Below are 22,623 nucleotides of genomic sequence, written 5' to 3'. Positions count from 1 at the left end.
AGTTTTGATTGCTATTATACCATTTTTTCCGAAAGAAAAAAACTCTTACCCTTAAGATAGAAGATTTTCTCATAAGAAAAAGAGCACTTGGCTCTTTTCTGTTTTATTCTTTTGAAGAACTGCTTGAGCTTGAATCTCCACCACCGATGTATTGAGTGAAGATATTTTGGAAGGCTTGATCTTTAACCTTGATATTGGCTGCTTGCAATTCTTTTCCGATAATACTTTGAACAAATGATGCGTCGTTTTGTTTTTGAGTTAAGATAACAGTTTTTAATTTTTCTTTGTAATCGTCAATATTAGATGATTTTTCTGTTTTCTTAATCAGTTTAACAATGTAATATTGACTGCTGTAGGCTTGTGTTCCAGTAACGCTAATCACATCAGAAACACCGTTTACATCTAAAGCAAAAGCAGCTTTTTTAACTTGTTCTGGTACTTCTGTTGAAGCAGAATCAAAAGTGATTTCTCCACCATTCGCTTTCGTTTTCTCATCTGTTGAATTATCTTTGGCTAATTGAGCAAAGTCTGCATCACTAGCTTTAGCTTTTTCAAGAATTTCTTTAGCTTTGTCTTCATTGTCCAAACGGATAATTTGAGCAGTCACATCAGGAGTGTATTCGTCAAAGGCCTTCTTGTAAGCATCATCTGTCAATTCAGCTTCTGCTGCTTTCTTAACTGCCAACTCAACCAATTTACTTGTACGAATTTGAGCTTTACGTGTTTCAAGAGTCATTCCTGCTTGCGATAAGACACGTTGGTAGTTCTCACCATATTGTTTCTCTTCTTCGGCAATAGTATCGTTGACTTCTTTGTCATCTACTTCTGAACCGTATTGTTTCTCAAATACTTTTTGGATAGTCAAGTTCAACAACACTTGTTGGGCTGAAGGATTGCTTTTCACTTGCTCATAAAATTGATGTTCTGTGATAACATCTCCTTTCATGCTGATAAGGTCTGCCCCTTCTGAACCTTTCGAACAAGCTGCTAAAGTTGCTACTGATAATAGTGTAATGGCACCTGCCAATAGTTTTTTCTTCATGTCTACTCCTTTGAGATAAGTGTTACCCTATCTATTTTACTATATTTTCTTAAATTTTTCTGAAAATCATTCGCTGTCAGGCAATTGAACATCTGCTACATTTTTACGAAGCATGAGGATGCCGTCACCCAGAGGTACTAATGTTGCAGTGAGTCCTGGATTGTCTAAGGTTGCATCAAATAGTCTTTGAAGGCCTCTGTAAATAGTTCGCTGGCCACGACGGACTTCCATAATATCCTTAGCAACATCACCACCTTGGAAAATATCATCCAAGACAACCACACCACCAATTTCCAAATGTTTGAGGATTTCTGGCAAAAAGACGATGTATTTAGACTTGGCTGAATCCATAAAGACGAAATCATAGGACTCTGTCAAGGTAGATAAGATATCTACCGCATCTCCTTCTAGGAGCGTGATTTGCTTACGACTGTCAAACTTGGCAAAATTTTCCTTGGCAAAACCAATCATTTCTGGATTGCGATCAATGGTTGTAATCTTGGCATTTGGCGCATGTTCCGCCATCAAAAGGGCTGAAAACCCGATGGCCGTCCCAATTTCCAGAATGTTTTTAGGTTGTATGGTTTCCATGAGAAAACGGAAATAAGCAACCGTTTCATGGGGAATAATGGGAATATTTTCCTTGCGGGCAAAGTCTTCCAATTCTTTCAAAGATCCTGTGACTTGCTTTTGGCGCTGACGCATCAAGTCTACAATTTCTTCCTTGACGACAGGACGACGCATGTTATGGTTAGCATTTTTACTATACGATTCAACCATCTTATGCCAATCCCAATTTTTCAACAAGGGCTTCAAACTCATTCAAACGACGTTCAAAGACTGCAAAGGCATCGTTGAGATAGTCTTCCTTCTCCATATCAACACCAGCTTTTCTCATGACATTAAGTGGATAGTCAGACTTACCTGCCTTGAGATAGTCGATATAGCGGTCACGGTCTTCTTGACTACCATGGACAATCTTTTCAGCCAGAGCTGAGGCTGCTGCAAAGCCAGTTGAATATTGGTATACATAGTAGTTATAGTAGAAGTGTGGAATGCGAGCCCACTCGTATTGGATTTCAGGATTGTCTTCCTTACTCAAACCATAATACTCTTGGTTCAAGTCTGCGTAGAGTTTATTTAGGAAATCACTTGTCAAGACTTCACCATTTTGATCCGCTTGGTGAATCGCGTGTTCAAACTCAGCAAATTGAGCTTGGCGGAAAACTGTTCCACGGAAACCATCTAGGAAGTTATTGAGAATAGCAAAGCGCGTTGCATCATCTTCCACTTCTTCCAATAATTTCTCCGTCAAGATATTTTCATTGGTAGTTGATGCAATCTCAGCCAAGAAGATAGAATAATCTCCGTAAACATAAGGCTGAGTTTCACGAGTATAGCTTGAATGCATACTGTGACCTGTTTCATGAACAAGGGTGAAGAGATTGTCTAGATTGTCCTGCCAGTTGAGAAGCATGAAGGCATTGGTATCGTAAGAACCACCAGAGTAGGCTCCTGAACGCTTGCCTTGGTTTTCGTAAACATCAATCCAACGCTCGCTGAAGGCACGTTTAACACGGCTCAAGTAATCCTCACCCAAGACTGCCAAGGCATCTTCTGCTTTTTTCAAGGCTTCTTGGTAGGTAAAACTATATTCAACAGATGAAAGTGGTGTGTAGACATCGTACATCTTGAGGTCTGAAATTCCCAAGATTTTTGAACGAAGTTCAAGGTAACGATGCAAGAGTGGCAAATGCTTGCGAACTGCTGCTACCAAATTGTCATAAACACTCTCTGGAACAAAATTCGCAGCGAGGGCTGCATGACGAGCACTCTTATAGTTGCGAACTTTGGCACGGTAGTTTTGCACCTTAACATTGGTTTGCAAGGTTTTGGCATAGGTATGTTGGAATTGTTCATAAGTCGCATAAAGTGCTTGATAGGCACCACGACGCACCTCACGATTTTTAGACTCCATCAAACGTGTGTAAGTCCCATGAGAGAGCTGAACTTCTTTACCATCATCGTCAAGGACATAAGGGAACACAATATCCGCATTGTCCAAGATAGCGAAGGTTTCACTTGCCGAACCAAAGATTTCTCCAGCTCCAGCCAATAATTCTTCTTCACGTTGTGATAGAACGTGTTCCTTGCCTTGTAAAAGCTTGTCAAAATAGTGTTGATAAACCTGCAATTTTGGCTGAGCTTCTAAAAAGTCAGCATACTGCTTTTCACTGATTTCCATAAATTCAGGTTCATAGAATGAGAAGGCTTGGTCTAGCTGGCTATAGAGAGTCATGGCCTTGGCATAGTACTCTTGGTACTTGGCTTCACGTGTGTCTTGGTCATTCTTCATATGAGCATAAACGTAAAGCTTCTCCATTTGGCGTTCCATTTCAAGAGAAAATTCAGTAATTTCTAGTAGGCTATCCGCACTATCCAAGAGATGACCTTCATACTGGGCTACTGTCTCCAATTGTTCTGTTAAATCTTTTAAGGCTTCTTCCCAAGCCTGGTCAGTTGGGTAGATCGTTGATAGATCCCATGTATCTTTTTCATTTATTTCATGTCTTTGTAATACCATTAGATTCCTCCATCCTTTCTATTCTACCATATTTTTCAAGAAATATTGCTGATAAAAGGCTGGTGGATAAAGCTTTTGCCAATCATTTTGAGGATTTTCTTGGTAATAGGTGTAAAAGTGCTGATAATAGCTGGTCAAATCTTGCTCAATCTGGAAAAATTTGCCTACTAGTGGCCGAATTTGTGGATACCATTCTTTTAGCCCATAAGTCAGGAGATTTTCTCCCTTCTGATAGGCTTCTGCTTGTTCTTTCATCCAAAAGGGATGTTGATAGTACAGCTGTTGCCGGATATAGCGACAAATGCCCTTGTCCTGAGAAACTGTAAAATGAGATATTTTTTGTTTCTTATAAGGAAAACGCAATATTTCCAATAAACTAGCTTGACCATAGGGAAATTCCTTGATTTGATAATGGAGTTTACCACGGAGGTCTTGGTGAATCAGGTATTTGAGCCTTAAAAGCTGTTTTTCCTTATCTAATTCCCAAACATAAAAGCCCATGTTGTGACTAAAATAGAGAAAACCTTGTTGCAGACGAGTTAAACGCTCCTTGAGCCAAAGTTTTTGACCCAGCAACCACAGTACTTGATAACCCTGACTACGATAGCCCTCACTTCGCTCTTTAAGAACTTTTTGAGGCAAGGGGCTACACTGAACCTCTAGAGCTAGATTGCCATTTACAAATACATCCGCAATCTGTTTAAGCTCTGGAAGGGGGTATTCTAATTGAACCTCTACCTCTTTTTTCAACCACTGATAGAGAGATTCCTTATTGGCCAAGTGTTCTGGACTTTCATTTTCAAATGAAAAACCACAGTCTTTTAAAGATTTATGGGCAAAATGGGTCCGTACACTTGGTCCTTGACGCAAACGGAGCTGACCTCCACAAGCGGGGCAGGTATATGCTTGTTTCTCGAGCCTATCCTCTAACACATTTACCAGCTGTCCCCTAGCATCTCTCGCAACAAACATGATTTCCCTCCTTTTTCTATATTATTCGTAAAAAAGAAAAAAGATCAGGAAAATTCCTAATCTTCATTCATGTTTATTTGATTTTCTTAGCTAGCATGGTCGCGAAGCGTAGTTGAATACGATTGCCATTCTCATCGCGACGGTGCAAATGGCCGGGATTTTCATTGTACTTAACCAATTCCCAGTCCTTGTAATAGTCTGCCAATTCTCCTTCTTTAAAGGTGAATGGGAAGTTCACTGAGCAAGGGTAATCTTCCGTATCCATAGCACAAACGATAAGATTGTAGCCACCAATAGTGGTTTTCTCCTGCATATTTTTGATAATGTCAGGAATGCAATCTGCTTGCAAAAACATCAAAACAACTGTTGAAACGATAAAATCATAGGCTTGCCCGATGCTGGCTGAATTGATATCGTATAGTCCTACAGGCATGTCTAGATCCTCTTGTTCCACAATGCTTTGCAAGATTTCAAGGGCCAGTTCATTTTGATCTACAGCTGTCACATCAAAACCTTGCTGGGCTAAAAAGAGAGAATTACGGCCTTGACCACAGCCCAAATCCAAGGCTTTCCTTGGTTTTACTGTCTGCATAGCTTCTAAGACTTCCGAATGGACTGGACTGGTCTGGTATTTCTTAGGGAAATAATCCTCAGGTTTACAATAAAATTCCAAGTACCACTCTACATCTTCTGTGGCTGCTTCTACTCTGTGCCAAGCTTGAGGTTGTGCCATAGGATTATCAGCACCTTCTTCAAAAAAGTGCTCGGCTAAAACTTCCCCGTCTTCAGTCAACTCAATAAACTTAAGAGTCCCTTTTAATACGGTAATCTTGCCCCAGGTTCCGACCTTAGTATTGTGTTTTCTTTGAACAGCCTCTGGCATGGTGTCTTTATTCCAGACAGGCATGCGTTTGTAGGCAACTAGTTTTTCCATATTCTTCACTCTTTCTATCGGTGGTTAACAGCTTTTATAACACGCGCAATATCACGATCTTGCTCGCGGCGTTTGATAGACTCACGTTTATCGTAATCATGTTTCCCTTTTGCAAGTCCTAAAAGAAGCTTGGCATAGCCATCTTTGATATAAACTTTAAGAGGAACCAAGGTCATCCCTGTCCCTTTGGTTTCTTGCTCTAATTTCTGGATTTGTTTTTTATAAAGGAGAAGTTTACGACGACGTTCTGGCTCCTGGTTCCAGATATTGCCCTCTTCGTAAGGCGCGATATGAACATTGCTCAACCAGACTTCTCCATTTTTTACTTGTGCAAAGCCATCCTTGAGATTGATTCGAGCTGCTCGTACACTCTTGATTTCAGTTCCAGTCAGGACCATCCCTGCCTCTAGCGTATCTACGATTGTATAGTCGTGGCGCGCCTTTTTATTTTGTGCGACGACCTTTCCCTCGCCCTTTGCCATGCTTGGCTCCTTTCTTAGCTACTTCCTTGTAAAAAGGTTTCTTTCCTTTTTTCTTCTTGTCTTTTTGTGAATGCTTACGCTTATCATTTGAGCGTCCTGATTTTCTCTTGTCTTCCTTCTTATCTGAACGACGATTTGAACCACGCCCTCTGTCACTGCGATTAGACTGTTTTAAGACTTTTTCAATCACATCAAACTCACTTGGGATATATGAGAAGTCAATTTCACCCGTCATCTTGTCGGCTCTTTCAACTCGGATACGGATTTGCTGACCTACACGGAAGGTTGTTCCTGATTTCTCCCCACGAAGAGTCAAATCCCGCTCATTGAAATGATAAAATTCAGGTAGATTAGTGATGTGAATCAAGCCTTCAACTGTGTTTGGTAATTCGACAAAGAGACCAAACTTGACAATGCTGGATACAACTGCATCGTACTCTTCACCCACGTATTCTTCCATATACTCAGCCTTTTTCATGGCTTCGACTTCACGCTCAGCCTCGATGGCACGACGTTCACGGTTGGAAGACTGGGTCGCAATCTCTGGAATCACTTGCTCAAAATGCTCTGCTATTTCCTTAGAACGTCCGTAGTCCCGAATCATACGATGAACAAGAAGGTCTGGATAACGACGAATCGGACTAGTAAAGTGAGTATAATAGTCAGCCGCTAGACCATAATGCCCGTGATTGTGCTCCGAATAGCGAGCCTGCTGCATAGAGCGAAGAAGCATCAAGGACAATACATCTGCATAAGGTTCTCCCTCAACAGCACGCATGATGTCTTGAAGTGCCTCCTGGCTAATCTCACTGGCAGTCCCATAAATGCGCAAGCCAAAACTCGAAGCATAATCAATAAACTTCTGAACCTTTTCAGCCTTAGGCTCCTCGTAAATTCTATAGATGAAAGGTAGATCCAGCTTGCTAAAATGCTCGGCAACTGTTTCATTGGCCATCAGCATAAAGGACTCAATCATGCGCTCGGCAATGCCACGCTGACGAAGAACGATATCAACAGGCTTACCTTGTTTATCAACTAAAATCTTAGCTTCATTGGTATCAAAATTGAGGGCTCCACGTTTCATACGCATGTTTTCTAAAGTTTCATGAAGCTTGGCCATGAGTTCGATACTTGGAACAATTTTCTTATATTCTTGTCTCTTTTCTTCATCGCCCGCTAAGATATCATTGACATCACTGTAGGTCATCCTGAAGCTAGTCTTGATAACCGTTTGTGTGATCGTGTAGTTGACTACACGACCATGTTTATCAATCTCCATAATGGCAGACTGGGTCAGGCGGTCAACTTGAGGATTGAGAGAACAGATGCCATTTGACAGTCGTTCTGGAAGCATTGGCACTACGCGGTCTGTCACATAGACTGAAGTCGCGCGGTTAAGGGCTTCCTTGTCCAGGGCAGACCCCTCGGTCACATAGTAGGAAACATCTGCAATGTGAACTCCAAGTTCCAGATTGCCATTTTTCAAGGCCTTGATATGCACCGCATCGTCCAAGTCCTTGGCATCAGCACCATCAATGGTAAAGGTAATCTCATCTCTTAAGTCCAGACGACCTTCCATATCCTTTTGAGACGGAGCACCAGGCACACTTTCTGCTTCTTTGACAACAGCTTCTGGAAATTCTGAGACAATGTCCATAGACTCCAAAACCTCAAGAACATCAATTCCGACATCTGTTGAGTGTCCCACCACATCGAGAACACTCGCGACAAAGAAATCATGTTTCTTGCTTGGGTATTTATCGATAAAGACCTTGAGAACTTCGGTTCCCTCGAGTTTAAGGGCTGGTTTCTTAACATAGATCGGTTGACTGATTTTCTGATTTTTTGAACGGATGTAGCCCGCATATTTGGGCTTTTCCTGATCCAGAACGATTTGCCCGACAACTGTCGTCAGACTATGCTCTAGGATATCGATAATCTTGGCTTCTGCTACAGTTCCCTTGTTGCGGTCAGCGACTTTCTTGATAACGACCTCAACGGTATCACCATCAATAGCATAGTTGACATCGTTTTTTCCTACAAAAAGGTCAGCCTCCTCGCCTTCCAGACTAACAAAGCCAAAGCCATTTTTATGAGCATGAAAAATCCCCTTGAGAGTAATCTCATGTTTTTTCTTGACTTCCAAGGTCAGACTTCCATCTTCTTCAAAGCGTATCTGGTGCTTTCTTTCCATTAAGGACAAGGTTTTAATCAACTCACGAAAATCCTTGGACTCGTCTTTTCCCAAAGCCTGAGCCAAGTCATTGACAGTTACCTTCCCCTTATCTTGTAAATATTCTTTTATTCTATCTTTCATATTTTCTTTCTAGATTTTTTATTTTCTTTTACTGTAAAACCTTCTCAAACATCATTTAAAAATAAAAAGAGGCAAAGACCTAGTCCTGCCCATTATTTTCTTATCTACTTGATAATACCGTCAATGCTAAGGCAATGGCTAGCCAGAAAAAGACTAAAATCCCTGTCAAACGCTGCATTACAGCCTCAAAACCGCGTGCTTTACTGCGTTCAAACAAATCACCTGAGCTGGCATCAAATACATTGCTGGATTGGTTTTTAGTTGGTTGCATGAAAATCGCAATCACAATCACAACAGATAATACTAATAAAATGGTTAATAATAGGTTATACATATCAAACTCCTTAAAATCCCTATTATTTTACCATAAATTCTACTTAGATTCAAGATGTAAAGTTACTTTTCTTTCCTTTGGACAATATTTTAACACCTCAATCTTGTCTGGATGAGTTTTGGAGTTCTTACTGGTTAGATAATTCATGCTGCCACAAGAGGAGCACTTGAGATTAATTTTTACTCGCACTAGATTTCCTTTACTTTTAATAATGTTCGAAATTGAAGAAGGTTAAAGAGACAACTAAAGGCAACACAAAGGCTTGTCGCATAAAAGACTGCATGGTAGCCAAATTGACCTGCTACTGCAGAACCTGCCATAGGCCCAACGACACCTCCCAGATAAAAGAATACCTGATTAAAGGCAAAGACCCTCGAAATGCCGGCTTTGGGGGTCATTTTACTGAGAAGGGCATTAACTCCGGGAATCAAGGCACCGGTTCCCAATCCAAAGAGGAAACGATAGAGTCCTAGTTGAAGCGGGCTAGAGGCATTGGCACAGAGGAGATAGATGATGACTGAATAAAACTGGGCTACAACCAAGAGGCGATGGTTCCCCACCTTGTCACCTAGCTTTCCCATGACTCCTGCACTCATCATACTGGAAAATCCCATACTGGATACAATCAAACCAGATACAAAAAGAAGATTCTCTGTCTGGCCTAAGTCGCGTACATACAGAGCTAAGATAGGGCCGATTGATTGGGCTGAAAATTGGATGACAAAACTGGTCAGAAAGAGGTTGACCAAAAGATAGGGATATTTAACTGATGTAAACAATTCTTTTGTTGGGATGGCCTTTTCCTTGGCTACTGGTTGAAAATCTTCCTTAATAAATAAAATAGTTAAAACAGCAGCTAAAAATAGAAAACTACCAACCAGTAAGAAAACTGTACGAATACCAAATAATTCTGCGATAAAGCCACCAATAAAGGGACCAGTTAGAGTGCCTGCAACTACGCCAGTAGACAAAGTCCCGAGAGCAGATCCTGATTTCTCCTTGGGAACCTGACTGGCTATCAAGGCCGTTGCATTGGGAACAAAACCCGCAAATACACCGTTTAGTAAACGGAGAAAGATTAACCAATAAATATTTGGGACAAAGGCTAAGCCTCCCATAGTAATGGTCATGGCCAGGCCAGCCCGAATCATCATGGGTTTTCGACCGTATTTATCAGCAAGGATACCCCAGATAGGAGAAAAGAGTGCTGCGGAAATAGCAGAGACAGAAATAGCTAAACCTGCATAAAAAGCAGCTTGATCACTCCCTACACCCAGATTTTCCACAAAGATGGGCATAAAAGGCACAACCAAAGAAATACTGGCTCCAGTCAGAAAATTACCAAACCAGGCAATGCGCAAATTATCCTTCCAGTTAATCTCTGTCATCTTGGCTACCTCCATCAAGAAGGGAGAACACCTGAGTAAGAAGCTGGTCCTGATTCCCATTGTTGTTTAAAACATGGCTGGCCAAATCTTTCTTTTTCTCTAAAGGCCACTGGGCTGCCAGACGAAACTCAGCTTCATCTTTGGACAACTGGTCCCTTTTCATTAAGCGTTCTACTTGGACATCTCGGTCCACATAGACCAACCAAGTCTCATCAAACCAAGAGACGTAGTCCTGCTCAAAAAGTAGGGGAATATCCATGAAGAAAATCTCTTCTGTCTGAGCCAACTGGTCTCTCAACGTAGCTAGCTCCTCACGGATAATCTTTCCTTGGATTCGCTTAGACCATTCTCGTTCTTCAGGATTTGAAAAGATAAGACTAGCTAGGAGAGGGCGATTGAGTTCTCCGTTTTCAAGGATGATTTCTTGCCCAAAATGCTGGACTAGAGCCTCAAACAGACGACCACCAGGTTTCTGTAGTTGGTGGACGACTGCGTCGGCATCCACTACTTGAAAGCCTTGCTTTCTTAGAAAATTTGTCACGGTTGACTTACCAGAGGCAATTCCCCCAGTGATTCCAATGATTTTTCCCATCAATTCCTCCTTTGGCACTGAGGACAAAAATGGGTGCCTCGTCCACCTAGTTGGATTTTCTCAATGACGGTGCCACAGCGTACACATTCTTGACCAGCCTTGTCATAGACTTGATGAAAATCCTGCATGGTTCCATCTTCCCCAAAGGCATTGGTATAAGTTCGGATGGTGGAACCACCTTTTTCAACAGCCTGTCCCAATACAGCAATGGTCTGGTCATGAATAGCTGTCGCTTCTGCTACTGTCAAAGTCTGGGAAGGTCTAGCCGGATGAACCTGAGCTCGCCAGAGAACCTCATCCACATAGATATTGCCAAGTCCAGCTACCAAGGTTTGGTCTAGAAGATGGGATTTGATAGGCTTTTTAGACTTGGATAGGGTAGCTTGAAAGACCTGTAAATCAAAGTCTTGTTCGCTTGGTTCAGGACCTAATTTTTTAGAAATAAAGTAGGCGTCTAAAAGGTCAGGAGCCAAGAGTTCCATAGTACCAAACTTGCGTACATCCTCATAAACAAGCGTGCCACCATCTTCAAACTGAAAGAAAACATGGGCATGCTTGCGTTCGGGAACTTGATACGGATAGTAAAAATACTTGCCCTCCATCCGCAAATGGGAAATCAAGATCTTGTCTGTCAGGTAGAAAAGCAAATATTTACCACGACGTCCCATTGACTCAACAATCTGACTAGGCACTTCCTTTTGAAACTCGTCCAAATCCGTCTTAATCATCTTGGGATAGCGAATTTCTATACTCGAAATCTTCTTACCCAAAATCAATTTTTCTAAGCCACGACGAACGGTTTCAACCTCAGGTAATTCAGGCATAAGTCCTCCTTCTGTAAAAACAAGAAGCAGGCATGAGCCCACCTCTACTTAGTATTCTTTTTCATTATAGCCAAAGTCAGCTAAATCTAGCTTTTTATCGCGCCAGTTTTTCTTGACCTTGACCCAGGTTTCTAGGAAGACCTTGTCTCCTAGCATGAGTTCAATATCACGACGGGCCATGCTACCAATTTTCTTAAGCATAGCGCCACCTTTACCGATGATGATCCCTTTCTGGCTATCGCGCTCGACCATGATAGTTGCACGAATGTGAACCTTGTCTGTCTCTTCATCTCGTTTCATAGAGTCAACCACTACAGCAACTGAGTGAGGAATCTCTTCACGAGTTAGGTGCAAGACTTTCTCGCGAACCATTTCTGAAACCAAGAAACGCTCTGGATGGTCTGTAATTTGATCAGACGGGAAATATTGGAAACCTTCATCTAGATTTTCACTCAAAATATCCACTAGACGAGAGACGTTATTCCCTTGAAGAGCTGAGATAGGGACAATCTCCTTGAAATCCATTTGATTGCGGAAATCATCAATCTGAGACAAAAGCTGGTCTGGATGAACCTTATCAATCTTGTTCACCACCAAAATCACAGGAACCTTGGCAGCCTTGAGACGCTCGATAATCATATCGTCCCCCTTACCACGCGCTTCATCAGCTGGAACCATAAAGAGAACTGTATCTACCTCACGGAGGGTGCTATAGGCCGACTCGACCATAAAATCTCCAAGAGCAGTCTTCGGTTTGTGAATCCCTGGTGTGTCGATAAAGATGATTTGCTCCTTATCAGTCGTGTAAATCCCCATGATTTTGTTGCGCGTTGTCTGCGCCTTGTCACTCATGATGGCAATTTTTTGTCCCATAACGTGATTTAAAAAGGTTGACTTCCCAACGTTGGGACGTCCTAAAATGGCTACAAAGCCTGATTTAAAAGTCATAATTTCCTCTTACTGTTTAAAATAATAAATCCCAGATTCGTGGGAGAAAAATCAATGCGCCTGTTAAGGCTGCGAAAAGAGAGACCACTAATACCGCGCCTGCCGCCATATCCTTGGCATTTTTAGCCAGCATGGAAAAGTGATAGTGACTGGCCAAATCCACCACATTTTCAATAGCAGAATTGATAATTTCAAAAGCTACTACCAAGAAAATGCTCAATAGGAGAAAGAGCCATTCGATTCGTGACACCTGAAAAACAAAACCTGCAAGAATGACTACAATGGCCGTCACTGCATGTTTTCGCATATTGCGTTCTTCCTTGATAGCAGTAAAAATTCCTGTGATGGCAAATTCTAAACTGGATATCAGGTCACGATTTTTCCATTTTCGTTTATTGTCTTGTGAGTCCATAGGCTGTCAAAATTTCTTCTTGTAAACCGAACATCTCCGCTTCTTCTTCCGGAGTGTAGTGATCATAGCCGTTGATATGTAAAAAGCCGTGTACTGCCAAGAAGCCCATCTCACGCTCAAAGCTGTGACCGTATTCCTCGGCCTGCTCATGAGCCTTATCAATAGAGATGAACAGTTCCCCAATATAGGCATCAAACTCAGACATCATCTCTGCCAATTCTGGATTTTCAAGTAAATCCTCTTCGTCAAAGGCAATTTCTAACTCTGGTTTATATTCAAGGCTGATAACATCTGTCGGACGATCTGTATCACGGTACTCAAGATTAAGTTCATGACTACGTTCATTAGTCACAAAGGTAACTGCCATCTCCTTGTCTTCTTTTCCTAATTTTTGGGCTGCAAATTCCAAAATTTCTTGGGTTTGTTGCAACATTTCTTTTGAAACTTGACCAGTTTCATCTACCATTTCAATATACATGTGCTTCTCGTTTCTCTTTACTTGGCTTTATTATACCACATTTCCATGATTTTATTCTACCTTTTTGATATAATACTATGGAATACAATCACAAGGAGAGAACGATGTCATTTGACGGATTTTTTTTACACCACATGGTTGAGGAATTGCGAAGAGAATTAGTGAACGGTCGCATCCAGAAAATCAATCAGCCTTTTGAACAAGAATTGGTCTTGCAAATCCGCAGCAATCGCCAAAGTCATCGTCTGCTCCTTTCTGCCCATCCTGTTTTTGGACGCATTCAGCTGACCCAAACGACTTTTGAAAATCCAGCCCAACCTTCTACCTTTATCATGGTTTTGAGAAAGTATTTGCAGGGTGCCCTGATTGAATCGATTGAGCAAGTGGAAAATGACCGTATTGTGGAAATGACAGTTTCCAATAAAAACGAGATTGGGGACCATATTCAGGCTACCTTGATTATCGAAATCATGGGGAAACACAGTAATATTCTACTAGTTGATAAAAGTAGCCACAAAATCCTCGAAGTTATCAAACACGTCGGCTTTTCACAAAATAGCTACCGCACCTTGCTTCCTGGGTCAACCTACATCGCTCCGCCAAGTACGGAATCTCTCAATCCTTTTACAATCAAGGACGAGAAACTCTTTGAAATCCTACAAACACAGGAAACGACAGCTAAAAACCTTCAAATCCTCTTTCAAGGTCTGGGACGCGATACGGCAATTGAAATGGAAAGGATACTGGTTAGTGAAAAACTTTCCACTTTCCGAAACTTTTTTAATCAAGAAACCAAGCCATGCTTGACTGAGACTTCCTTCAGTCCAGTTCCTTTTGCAAATCAGGTGGGAGAGCCTTTTGCCAGTCTTTCTGATTTGTTGGACACCTACTATAAGGATAAGGCTGAGCGCGACCGCGTCAAACAGCAAGCCAGTGAACTCATTCGTCGTGTTGAAAATGAACTTCAGAAAAATCGACATAAGCTTAAAAAACAAGAAAAAGAGTTATTGGCGACAGACAATGCTGAAGAATTTCGCCAAAAAGGGGAACTGCTGACAACCTTCCTCCACCAAGTGCCTAACGACCAAGACCAGGTTATCCTAGACAACTACTATACTAATCAACCTATCACCATTGCGCTTGATAAGGCCTTGACTCCCAACCAGAACGCTCAACGCTATTTTAAACGTTACCAGAAACTCAAAGAAGCTGTCAAATACTTGACTGATCTGATTGAAGAAACAAAGGCAACCATTCTCTATCTGGAAAGTGTAGAAACCGTCCTCAACCAAGCTGGACTGGAAGAAATCGCTGAAATCCGTGAAGAATTAATTCAAACTGGCTTTATCCGCAGAAGACAACGGGAAAAAATACAGAAACGCAAAAAACCAGAACAGTATCTGGCAAGCGATGGCAAAACCATCATCTATGTCGGCCGAAACAACCTACAAAACGAGGAGCTAACCTTTAAAATGGCCCGCAAGGAGGAACTTTGGTTCCATGCCAAGGACATTCCAGGAAGCCACGTCGTCATCTCAGGAAATCTTAATCCTTCTGACGAAGTTAAGACAGATGCAGCGGAGCTAGCTGCCTACTTCTCCAAGGGACGTCTGTCAAATCTGGTGCAGGTAGATATGATTGAAGTCAAAAAACTCAACAAACCAACTGGTGGAAAACCAGGCTTTGTCACTTACACAGGGCAAAAGACCCTCCGCGTCACACCAGACCCAGAAAAAATCGCGTCCATGAAAAAATCCTGATTTTACTTGAAATCAGGATTTTTAACTTACTATTCACTCAAATCATATCCAATTATAGGACTAATCTTTGCCACCTAGTTTCTCATTGATTTTCATCATCACACTAGCAATTTTTTCACCCCAATAAGGGTCTGAGGCATATTCAACATTCATACCAGATGCCTTGTTTCCAAGGAAAGTTCTACCCCTATCGATATAATTTTCCTTAATCCACTTGGTTGCACCTAAAATTCCCTTATCCACATCATCAAATGTCTTGGCAGAAAGGTAAGGTGTCGTATCATAGGCTGTAATTCCAAAGAAATTATTCTTATCTTTGGCAATCTTACTTCGTCCCCAATCACTTTCTAAGGCACTATGGGCAAGGAGGTATAGAGCATTGATATGGTAATGTTCTTCTGCTTCCTTAAAGGTAGATCCCTTATTTTCCAAGAGGCTATTATTAATATTTAACAAACTAAATACCTTATCCAAGTCTTCAGCACTATAGTTTGTAGCCTCTGTCAAATCTTTAAAAAGGAAGGGATTTTCAAGGTTAAAACCATCAAAATGCAGCCCATCTGCCGAATAATATTTCTTGCCTACTTCCATATCAGAAAGATGAGCAGCTACTGGGATACTAGCATTCTGAGCCACATAGTGATAAAAACGATGTCCATCACTCTCATAATAAGGGATAAAATCCTTACCAGCATCTAGCGCTTGTAAATCTTCTGTTTTCATATAGCCTGACAAACCAGAAATAGTAATAGCCAGGCGCTTGTCATCACTTTTTCTATCCTTATCTAGCCAAACAACACTACCTTGCGATATATAGGACAGCTTTTCACCATCTGCATTATAGATATTTGCAGTCACTGGAAGGACCTGATAATAATCAGAGCTAGTCTTGGACTCCTTATTCCACTTTCCATCGTTTCCTAGCTGATGACCATCAATAGTCTCATTTTTTGCCATGTATCCACCGGATTTGAAGTAGTACCAGGCTTGATTTTTAGAATCGTATACCCATTCTTTCTCAGCCATTTTGCCATCAGATTTTAGATAAAACCATGACTCCTTATCCAAAATCCATTCATTGGCTGCCATATAGCCACCGGATTTTAGATAATAATAGTGACCATTTTCGAAAATCCATTCTTTATCAGCATGATTTCCATTTTCTTTGATATAAAACCAAGATTGGTATTGTTTGTCAAAAAGCCAACCTTGCTGTACTTTGGCTCCACTAGTACTCACATAAGCCTGTTCAATCCACTGACTTGTCAGTAAATAACCTCCGGATTTGAAATAATAGTCCTTGCCCTTAATTTGGAGCCATTCTTTCTCTGCGTGCTGGCCATCTGCTTTGATATAAAACCAAGCATCATATTGAGAATCATAGACCCAGTCTTCTATTACCTTGGCACCTGTAGCACCGACATAGGAAGCTCCTAGCCAAGCATTTCTTTTCATCTTTCCATCTTGGTCAAGATAATAGAGGACTCCCTTGTCTTCTACCCATTCTGATTTTGCCATATAGCCACCAGATTTGAGGTAAAAATAGTCGTCACCTTGTTTCAACCATTCATTTTCAGCATAGTTAGCATCTGCTTTGATATAAAACCAAGATTGATAATGAGTATCAAAAACCCACTCATTGGCTGCTTGACTACCATCTGCTTTCAGGTATTGTTTTCCTTGCCAAGTACCATCACTAGCCATTGCACTCTCTGGTCTGGCTAAGAAAAATAGCAGAGCTAAAAAAACAAATCTCAATTTCTTCATAAACTTTCTTCCTCTGTTCTTTCCATTTTATTGTATCAAAATTCTCTATAATCAATATTACAAACTGATAAAAAATCAAGAACAGATTGATTGCAGTTTACCTCAGAGACTCTTTTACTTCCTTGCGTAGATTTTCTAGACTGCTGATACCATATTTATCCATAACCTTTGGTAAATTTTCGATAATATCAGGACAGGCGTAAGGATTAGTAAAGTTGGCTGTTCCAACTCCTATGGCAGATGCCCCAGCCAGATACATTTCTAGGGCAGCTTCTGCCGAATCTACTCCCCCCATTCCAATGATGGGCAGGTCTGTAGTTTGGGCTACTTGACGGATGAGCTTGAGAGCTACTGGAAAAACTGCTGGACCAGACATTCCACCTGTTCCATTAGCCAAGATTGGTTTTCTGGTTCTGAGGTCAAGGCGCATTCCAACTAGAGTATTAATCATGGTTAAGCCACTTGCTCCCGCATCTTCTGCAGCTTTTGCGACAGTAACGATATCGGTCACACTAGGGGTTAGTTTGACATAAACTGGCACATCAGAAGCTTCCACAGCTGCTTTCACCACATCATAAGCCAGATCAGGATCTTGACCAATCAAGAGTCCATGATTACAGTGATCTACGTTGGGACAAGAAATATTGAGCTCAATAGCCTTCACATTAGTTGCCTTGGAAATACCATGAGAAACAGCCGCATACTCTTGTTTTGAAAAACCAGCTACATTGGCGATAATAGGAAGATTTGGATACTCTCTTTCTAGCCAAGGTAACTTTTCAGCCAAAACAACTTCCAAACCAGGATTTTGCAAACCGATTGCATTGAGCATGCCAGCAGGTGTTTCTGCCACCCTTGGAGTTGGATTGCCAAAACGGGGTTCAAGAGTTGTCGCCTTGATCATAATAGAACCTAAAAGGTCTAAATCATAGTACTTGGCATACTCTTGTCCAAAACCAAAACATCCTGATGCTGGAATGATCGGATTTTTCAAATCCAAACCAGGTAGAGAAACTTGTAAACGATTTCTAGTCATGATTTTCTCCTTATAATACAACTGTTCCTGTGCGGAAAACAGGACCATCTTCACAGACGCGTTGGCTGACCGTCTCACTTTCTGGTACTTTTAGGACACAGGCATAGCAAGCTCCCATCCCACAAGCCATACGAGATTCTAGAGATAGATAGGCTCTTGGGTGATTATAAAAGGTTTGATTGATATACTTCATCATTCCAGGTGCCCCACATGAGTAAACAGCATCAAATTGATTGTCTAAATCCTTGATAACAACGGAAACATTTCCCTTGATACCATAAGAACCATCATCTGTCGTTACAAATACCTCCCCATATTGAGCCAATTCCGTCTCTAAAATAACAGCATCCTTAGTGGCAAAACCGAGGACTGTCACTACTTTCACACCACGCGCATGCAATTCCTTGGCCACCTCAAGCAAGGGTGGGACACCAATCCCCCCACCAACAAGGAGAATCTGGCTCTGCTCATCTAGGTCAGACAAATCAAAACCATTTCCCTGAGGGCCCATCACATCAAGAGTATCCCCCTGACTTAAGGTTGAGAAAATAGCTGTCCCAGCTCCCTCAATCCGATAAATGAGATGACACTGCTTCTTAACCTTATCGATAGACGAAATTGAAATAGGGCGACGCAAGAGATGGGCGTCATCAGGCACACGCAGATGAAGAAATTGGCCTGCTCGCATGGCTTCAACCATTTCTCCTTCTAGGACTATTTCAAAGATTGCTGGCGCGATTTCCTCCTGTGCAACCACCTTCATGGTTTCCAAACGAATGGCACCCAAACGTTTCTTACATGTGGGATTCATGACTTTTCCTCCTTAAATTTTAAGGGGATCAGATAAAGAAAAGACCTTGCTAGTGCAAGGCCTCAGTTAAAATCGTACAACACAAGAGAGCACACTCAAAAAGTCTCCTCTAGAAAATTGCACTATTCTTTTATCTGACACCTTGTGAGTCTCTCTGGACTCCCCTTAAAGGTTAAATTTTTATTAGTATACTCTTTCAACCAAAAAAAGTCAAGTAGAAAACGAACATTCTACTTGACTTCACGTGATTATTTTTCACGAATGACTTCGACCTTGTAGCCATCAGGGTCTTTGACAAAGTAATAGTTAGGTGCAGTTCCTGGTAGACCATTTGGCTCAGTCACTTCATATCCTTTTGCACTGTGCTCTTGATGAAGCGCCTCAAGATCAGGTGTACTGAGGGCTATATGGGCAAACCCATCTCCAACCACATAAGGACCGTGATCGTAGTTATAAGTCAACTCCAACTCATAGTCATCGCCCTCAAGACCTAGATAGACAATCGTGAAAGCATGGTCTGGAAAATCTCTGCGACGCAATTCTTTAAAACCAAAAGCATCTTGATAGAATGCAATTGATTTTTCAAGATTTTCTACTCGCAAGCAAGTATGTAGCATTTTTGAAGCCATATTTTTCTCCTTTGTTTTTTAAAAAGACTGGGACAATCCTGTTCCAGTCTTATCAGTTATTATTTACCAAGTTTTGCTTTAGCTGCATCTGCAAGAGCTGTGAAAGCTGCTGCATCGTTAACAGCCAAGTCAGCAAGCATTTTACGGTTAACTTCGATCTCAGCCAATTTCAAACCATGCATCAATTGTGAGTATGAAAGTCCGTTCATACGAGCTGCCGCATTGATACGAGTGATCCACAATTTGCGGAAGTCACGTTTTTTCTGACGACGGTCACGGTATGCATAGTAGTAAGAGTTCATTACTTGTTCTTTTGCAGTACGGAACAAGATGTGTTTAGCTCCATAGTAACCTTTTGCTAATTTAAGAATACGTTTACGACGTTTGCGTGATACAACGCCACCTTTAACACGTGCCATGTTTTATTTCCTCCAAATATTTCCTAGAATTGTTTACTTACTATTAGGCTATTATTTCAAGCGAGTAAGCATTGCTTTGATACGTTTGTAATCTCCTGAATGCACCATAGATGCTTTACGAAGATGACGACGTTGTTTCTTAGTTTTTCCGTGGAAACGGTGAGAAGTGTAAGCACGGAAACGTTTAAGTCCACCAGAACCTGTACGTTTGAAACGTTTAGCTGATGCGCGGTGTGTTTTTTGTTTTGGCATGATTTTTTCTCCTTTATTTAACTTTCTGACAATTATTTTTTGTCAGTCGCTGGCGCCAACTGCATGAACATTTGGCGTCCATCCATTTTAGCACGTTGTTCGATGATGGCAATATCTTGAGTTGCTTCAGCAAACTCGGCTAAAACTTTTGCACCAATCTCTTTATGGGTAATCATACGACCCTTAAAGCGAATAGATACCTTAACTTTATTTCCTTTTTCAAGGAATTTACGTGCATTGCGAAGTTTTGTATCAAAGTCACCCTTGTCAATAGTTGGACTTAGACGAACTTCTTTCACAGTAACAACACTTTGTTTTTTACGTTGTTCTTTTTGCTTCTTCTGGTACTCAAATTTGAACTTACCGTAGTCCATAATTTTTGCAACAGGCGGTTTGGCTTGGGGTTGAATCAATACTAGGTCAACATTAGCGTTATCAGCCAAAGCTTGCGCTTCACTGAGTGGCTTGATGCCTAGCTGTTCTCCTTCAAGACCAATCAAGCGAACTTCACGTACACGAATCTCATCATTGATGAATAAGTCTTGCTTTGCTATGGTTTTCACCTCTTTTGTTTTATTAGAGAAAAACAATAGCGGACCCGTAAATATACAAGCCCGCACGTTATGATAGCGTTTCTTAGAAACTTTTCATCCGTAGGGCCAGGCAACTTGATGTCACAAGGCGAGAAGCTCTCACTTCTGCTTTTCTCAACTTTTATATGATACCAAGTTTTCTAGCCCTTGTCAAGATAAAAAGTTATTTTTTTGAAAAGTTTGTGTTTGTATTTTGCCTTGGTTTCCTCATCAAAAAGAGAGAATCAAGTTGATTCCCTCTCTGTATTAGTTTTTCCACACCTTCCCTATGGGAATGCTAAAACCTATTAAAAACTTCCTTTTTACGTGAACTTCCCCATCTTTCGATAAATAGAATCCCCACTAACAAAAGGATAATCAGGCAAGGAAGTAAGACTAGCCCCATACCCCAATTCAGATTGACATTATCAATCTGCTTAGGTAATCTTCCAGACAAAATATCCACTGAACGCAAGTAAGTAAAGGGAATCAGATGTGCAATCTTTTGGAGAGGTTGAATTGTTTGAATGCCAAACAATAAGCCAACAATCCCAATAAGTGAAAGAAAGAGGACAGGCATTTTTTGCTTGAAAAAGTAAGCAATCAAGTACACTACTTCCACAATGATGATAAAAGCTAAGAAAGCTAGTAACAAGCTAGGAAATAACACATCTTGTATTTTTCCAATAGTTACCTCTTGATTCACTAAGCTATAAAACGGGTAGGGATAATCTAACTGTCCAAAACCACTTATCAGACTTCCCACTAGGAAAGAAAAACCACTGATTCCGATAAACAGCACGGTTACATAGCCCATCCCAACTCCAAGAGAGGACATGGCAAATGTCACTTTTGAAAAAGGATATAACTGAGCTGTGTCCAGATTATTTTGATATCTTTCTGCAAATAGTTGTGTTAGCATAAAAATAATAGTAATCACAAACAAGCTTGGGATGATAACCTCTAAAATCCAGACAATCTGATCAATCCCGTGGGTCGGATAATCTAAATTGTGGGCTCTTATATTCAAGGGATACAGCGCTTGGTAAGTCTTTCGTTCGCGGTCAACCGCCATTTTTAAGTCAAAGTTAGAAGTCGGTTCATTTGATATAATTTCATAATTCTTCTCTTCATCTTGCCACTGCAAATAGTAGGCTTCTTTCCAGCGTCCTTATTTTAACAAAGCCAGAATTTCTGTCTTTCGCGTCAAAAGATTTTTTTGCACGTCTAAATTACCTTTAACAATCTGGTATTCCTCCGAGCTGGTGTCAGATATTTGGGAGAGTTTCGCTTCATTTTCATTGATAGCTCTCTCATTTGCTACAAGATGGGCATCCAACCTAGTCTCCAAGCTGACTGAGTTTGCAGTCCGACTATTTAAATAAAATGTAACACCGAGTACAGATGCAAATAAGAGTAGGATAATCCAGTTTAAGCGGCTTTTGAAAACTTTCTTTAACAAAAATAGACTAACATCTTTCATAAACTAAACCTCTTCTATCTGCCCCTGATGAATGGTTACTACGCTATCGCAGACATCAACCAACTCTTCCTTATAGTGGGAACTTAAAAGAACCAGCTGCTCTTGTCTATTGATTTGTGCCAGTCTATCAAAAAATTTCTGTCGATAATACTCGTCTAAGCCATTTGTAATCTCATCCATGAGCCAGCATCTCGCTTGACTGAGGAAGTACATGGCAATCACCAAGCGTTGCTTCATACCTAAGGAATACTTGCGAATGGGAAGGCTGATATAATCAGACATTTCCCAGTAGGCGATTTCATCCCTCAAGTTCAGGTCTGACTTCCAGATGTTTTTGATAAGACGAAGGTAGTCCATCCCACTTAAGTTTCCATCCAGCCATTCAACGCTCTCATAATAAAATAAAGAAGGAGGAACTGCGATATGTCCACTACTAAGGAGAAGCAACTTGCTCATAGCTCGGAACAGTGTCGTCTTTCCCGATCCATTGATAGCAAGAACTCCATAAATCCTACCCTTTTTAAAGGTGAAATCCGCATCTTGCAAGATGACTTGTCACGTTTTTAAGGTAACATGAGTAAGCCTTA

The 22,623-nt window shown here is 41.1% G+C and carries 24 protein-coding genes, 1 pseudogene and 1 other annotated feature; of the genes and pseudogenes, 1 reads left to right on the top strand and 24 read right to left on the bottom strand.

From position 1 onward, the window contains the following. Positions 1-103: 103 nt before the first annotated feature. From prsA to ybeY, 15 genes are all read right to left on the bottom strand, one after another. Positions 104-1,042, bottom strand: coding sequence for a peptidylprolyl isomerase PrsA (gene prsA, locus B7698_RS06680; RefSeq protein ID WP_000727943.1), 939 nt, complete (start codon positions 1,040-1,042; stop codon positions 104-106). A gap of 66 nt (positions 1,043-1,108) precedes the next feature. Then, complete coding sequence (locus B7698_RS06675) at positions 1,109-1,822, bottom strand: O-methyltransferase (protein ID WP_084865097.1); 714 nt, start codon at positions 1,820-1,822, stop codon at positions 1,109-1,111. A 1-nt stretch (position 1,823) separates the two neighbouring features. Then, complete coding sequence (pepF, locus tag B7698_RS06670; protein WP_084865063.1) at positions 1,824-3,626, bottom strand: oligoendopeptidase F; 1,803 nt, start codon at positions 3,624-3,626, stop codon at positions 1,824-1,826. Between the two features lie 18 nt (positions 3,627-3,644). Next, the gene (locus B7698_RS06665; protein ID WP_084865062.1) at positions 3,645-4,598 is read right to left on the bottom strand and encodes a competence protein CoiA; all 954 of its coding nucleotides are present in this window, start codon (positions 4,596-4,598) and stop codon (positions 3,645-3,647) included. Positions 4,599-4,671: 73 nt separating this feature from the next. Next, positions 4,672-5,532 carry an SAM-dependent methyltransferase TehB gene (tehB, locus tag B7698_RS06660; RefSeq protein ID WP_084865061.1) on the bottom strand — a complete coding sequence of 287 codons (861 nt, stop codon included), beginning with the start codon at positions 5,530-5,532 and terminating at the stop codon, positions 4,672-4,674. Positions 5,533-5,546: 14 nt separating this feature from the next. Then, positions 5,547-6,014 (bottom strand): SsrA-binding protein SmpB, encoded by a 468-nt coding sequence (smpB, locus tag B7698_RS06655; RefSeq protein ID WP_084865060.1) that lies wholly within the window; start codon positions 6,012-6,014, stop codon positions 5,547-5,549. Next, positions 5,977-8,331, bottom strand: coding sequence for a ribonuclease R (rnr, locus tag B7698_RS06650; RefSeq protein ID WP_084865059.1), 2,355 nt, complete (start codon positions 8,329-8,331; stop codon positions 5,977-5,979). Before rnr ends, smpB begins: the two co-directional genes overlap by 38 nt. A 100-nt stretch (positions 8,332-8,431) precedes the next feature. Beyond that, complete coding sequence (gene secG / locus B7698_RS06645) at positions 8,432-8,665, bottom strand: preprotein translocase subunit SecG (protein ID WP_000282517.1); 234 nt, start codon at positions 8,663-8,665, stop codon at positions 8,432-8,434. A gap of 39 nt (positions 8,666-8,704) precedes the next feature. Beyond that, complete coding sequence (rpmG, locus tag B7698_RS06640; protein ID WP_007519517.1) at positions 8,705-8,854, bottom strand: 50S ribosomal protein L33; 150 nt, start codon at positions 8,852-8,854, stop codon at positions 8,705-8,707. After that, a complete protein-coding gene (locus B7698_RS06635; RefSeq protein ID WP_084865058.1) occupies positions 8,854-10,053 on the bottom strand; it encodes a multidrug efflux MFS transporter PmrA in 1,200 nt (399 codons plus the stop codon). The genes rpmG and B7698_RS06635 overlap by 1 nt, the downstream gene beginning before the upstream one ends. Then, the gene (gene coaE, locus B7698_RS06630; RefSeq protein WP_084865057.1) at positions 10,040-10,645 is read right to left on the bottom strand and encodes a dephospho-CoA kinase; all 606 of its coding nucleotides are present in this window, start codon (positions 10,643-10,645) and stop codon (positions 10,040-10,042) included. Before coaE ends, B7698_RS06635 begins: the two co-directional genes overlap by 14 nt. After that, positions 10,645-11,469, bottom strand: a complete 825-nt coding sequence (gene mutM, locus B7698_RS06625; RefSeq protein ID WP_084865056.1) for a DNA-formamidopyrimidine glycosylase — start codon at positions 11,467-11,469, stop codon at positions 10,645-10,647. The genes coaE and mutM overlap by 1 nt, the downstream gene beginning before the upstream one ends. A gap of 48 nt (positions 11,470-11,517) precedes the next feature. Continuing rightward, on the bottom strand, positions 11,518-12,417 hold the full coding sequence (gene era / locus B7698_RS06620; protein WP_084865055.1) for a GTPase Era: 900 nt from the start codon (positions 12,415-12,417) through the stop codon (positions 11,518-11,520). Positions 12,418-12,433: 16 nt separating this feature from the next. Further along, on the bottom strand, positions 12,434-12,829 hold the full coding sequence (locus B7698_RS06615) for a diacylglycerol kinase family protein (RefSeq protein WP_084865054.1): 396 nt from the start codon (positions 12,827-12,829) through the stop codon (positions 12,434-12,436). Further along, entirely contained in the window at positions 12,810-13,307 is a 498-nt protein-coding gene (gene ybeY / locus B7698_RS06610; protein WP_000275156.1) for an rRNA maturation RNase YbeY, read from the bottom strand. Before ybeY ends, B7698_RS06615 begins: the two co-directional genes overlap by 20 nt. A gap of 104 nt (positions 13,308-13,411) precedes the next feature. On the opposite strand from ybeY, the gene pavA reads away from it, so the two are divergent. Next, a complete protein-coding gene (gene pavA / locus B7698_RS06605; RefSeq protein ID WP_084865053.1) occupies positions 13,412-15,067 on the top strand; it encodes an Rqc2 family fibronectin-binding protein PavA in 1,656 nt (551 codons plus the stop codon). 60 nt (positions 15,068-15,127) lie between these two features. Here pavA and B7698_RS06600 read toward each other — a convergent pair whose 3' ends face one another. The 9 genes and pseudogenes from B7698_RS06600 to B7698_RS06560 form a co-directional block, all read right to left on the bottom strand. After that, the gene (locus B7698_RS06600) at positions 15,128-16,834 is read right to left on the bottom strand and encodes a glucosaminidase domain-containing protein (RefSeq protein WP_084865052.1); all 1,707 of its coding nucleotides are present in this window, start codon (positions 16,832-16,834) and stop codon (positions 15,128-15,130) included. Positions 16,835-16,931: 97 nt separating this feature from the next. Then, positions 16,932-17,918, bottom strand: coding sequence for a dihydroorotate dehydrogenase (locus tag B7698_RS06595; protein ID WP_192855115.1), 987 nt, complete (start codon positions 17,916-17,918; stop codon positions 16,932-16,934). Further along, positions 17,881-18,681, bottom strand: a complete 801-nt coding sequence (locus B7698_RS06590; RefSeq protein ID WP_084865050.1) for a dihydroorotate dehydrogenase electron transfer subunit — start codon at positions 18,679-18,681, stop codon at positions 17,881-17,883. The genes B7698_RS06595 and B7698_RS06590 overlap by 38 nt, the downstream gene beginning before the upstream one ends. A 248-nt stretch (positions 18,682-18,929) precedes the next feature. Then, positions 18,930-19,310, bottom strand: a complete 381-nt coding sequence (gene gloA / locus B7698_RS06585; protein ID WP_000157153.1) for a lactoylglutathione lyase — start codon at positions 19,308-19,310, stop codon at positions 18,930-18,932. Between the two features lie 59 nt (positions 19,311-19,369). Beyond that, the gene (gene rplT, locus B7698_RS06580) at positions 19,370-19,729 is read right to left on the bottom strand and encodes a 50S ribosomal protein L20 (RefSeq protein WP_000124834.1); all 360 of its coding nucleotides are present in this window, start codon (positions 19,727-19,729) and stop codon (positions 19,370-19,372) included. 51 nt (positions 19,730-19,780) lie between these two features. After that, positions 19,781-19,981 (bottom strand): 50S ribosomal protein L35, encoded by a 201-nt coding sequence (gene rpmI / locus B7698_RS06575; protein WP_001125943.1) that lies wholly within the window; start codon positions 19,979-19,981, stop codon positions 19,781-19,783. Between the two features lie 32 nt (positions 19,982-20,013). Then, complete coding sequence (infC, locus tag B7698_RS06570; protein ID WP_000848180.1) at positions 20,014-20,544, bottom strand: translation initiation factor IF-3; 531 nt, start codon at positions 20,542-20,544, stop codon at positions 20,014-20,016. A 15-nt stretch (positions 20,545-20,559) separates the two neighbouring features. Further along, positions 20,560-20,691: a sequence feature (ribosomal protein L20 leader region), on the bottom strand. Between the two features lie 160 nt (positions 20,692-20,851). Continuing rightward, positions 20,852-22,036 (bottom strand): annotated as a pseudogene (locus tag B7698_RS06565) (hypothetical protein). Between the two features lie 3 nt (positions 22,037-22,039). Further along, the gene (locus tag B7698_RS06560; RefSeq protein ID WP_239822592.1) at positions 22,040-22,585 is read right to left on the bottom strand and encodes an ATP-binding cassette domain-containing protein; all 546 of its coding nucleotides are present in this window, start codon (positions 22,583-22,585) and stop codon (positions 22,040-22,042) included. Positions 22,586-22,623: the final 38 nt, after the last annotated feature.

It is taken from the genome of Streptococcus mitis, from assembly GCF_002096855.1.
Classification (GTDB): Bacteria; Bacillota; Bacilli; order Lactobacillales; family Streptococcaceae; genus Streptococcus; species Streptococcus mitis_Y.
This window is presented reverse-complemented; position numbering and strand designations above follow the sequence as displayed.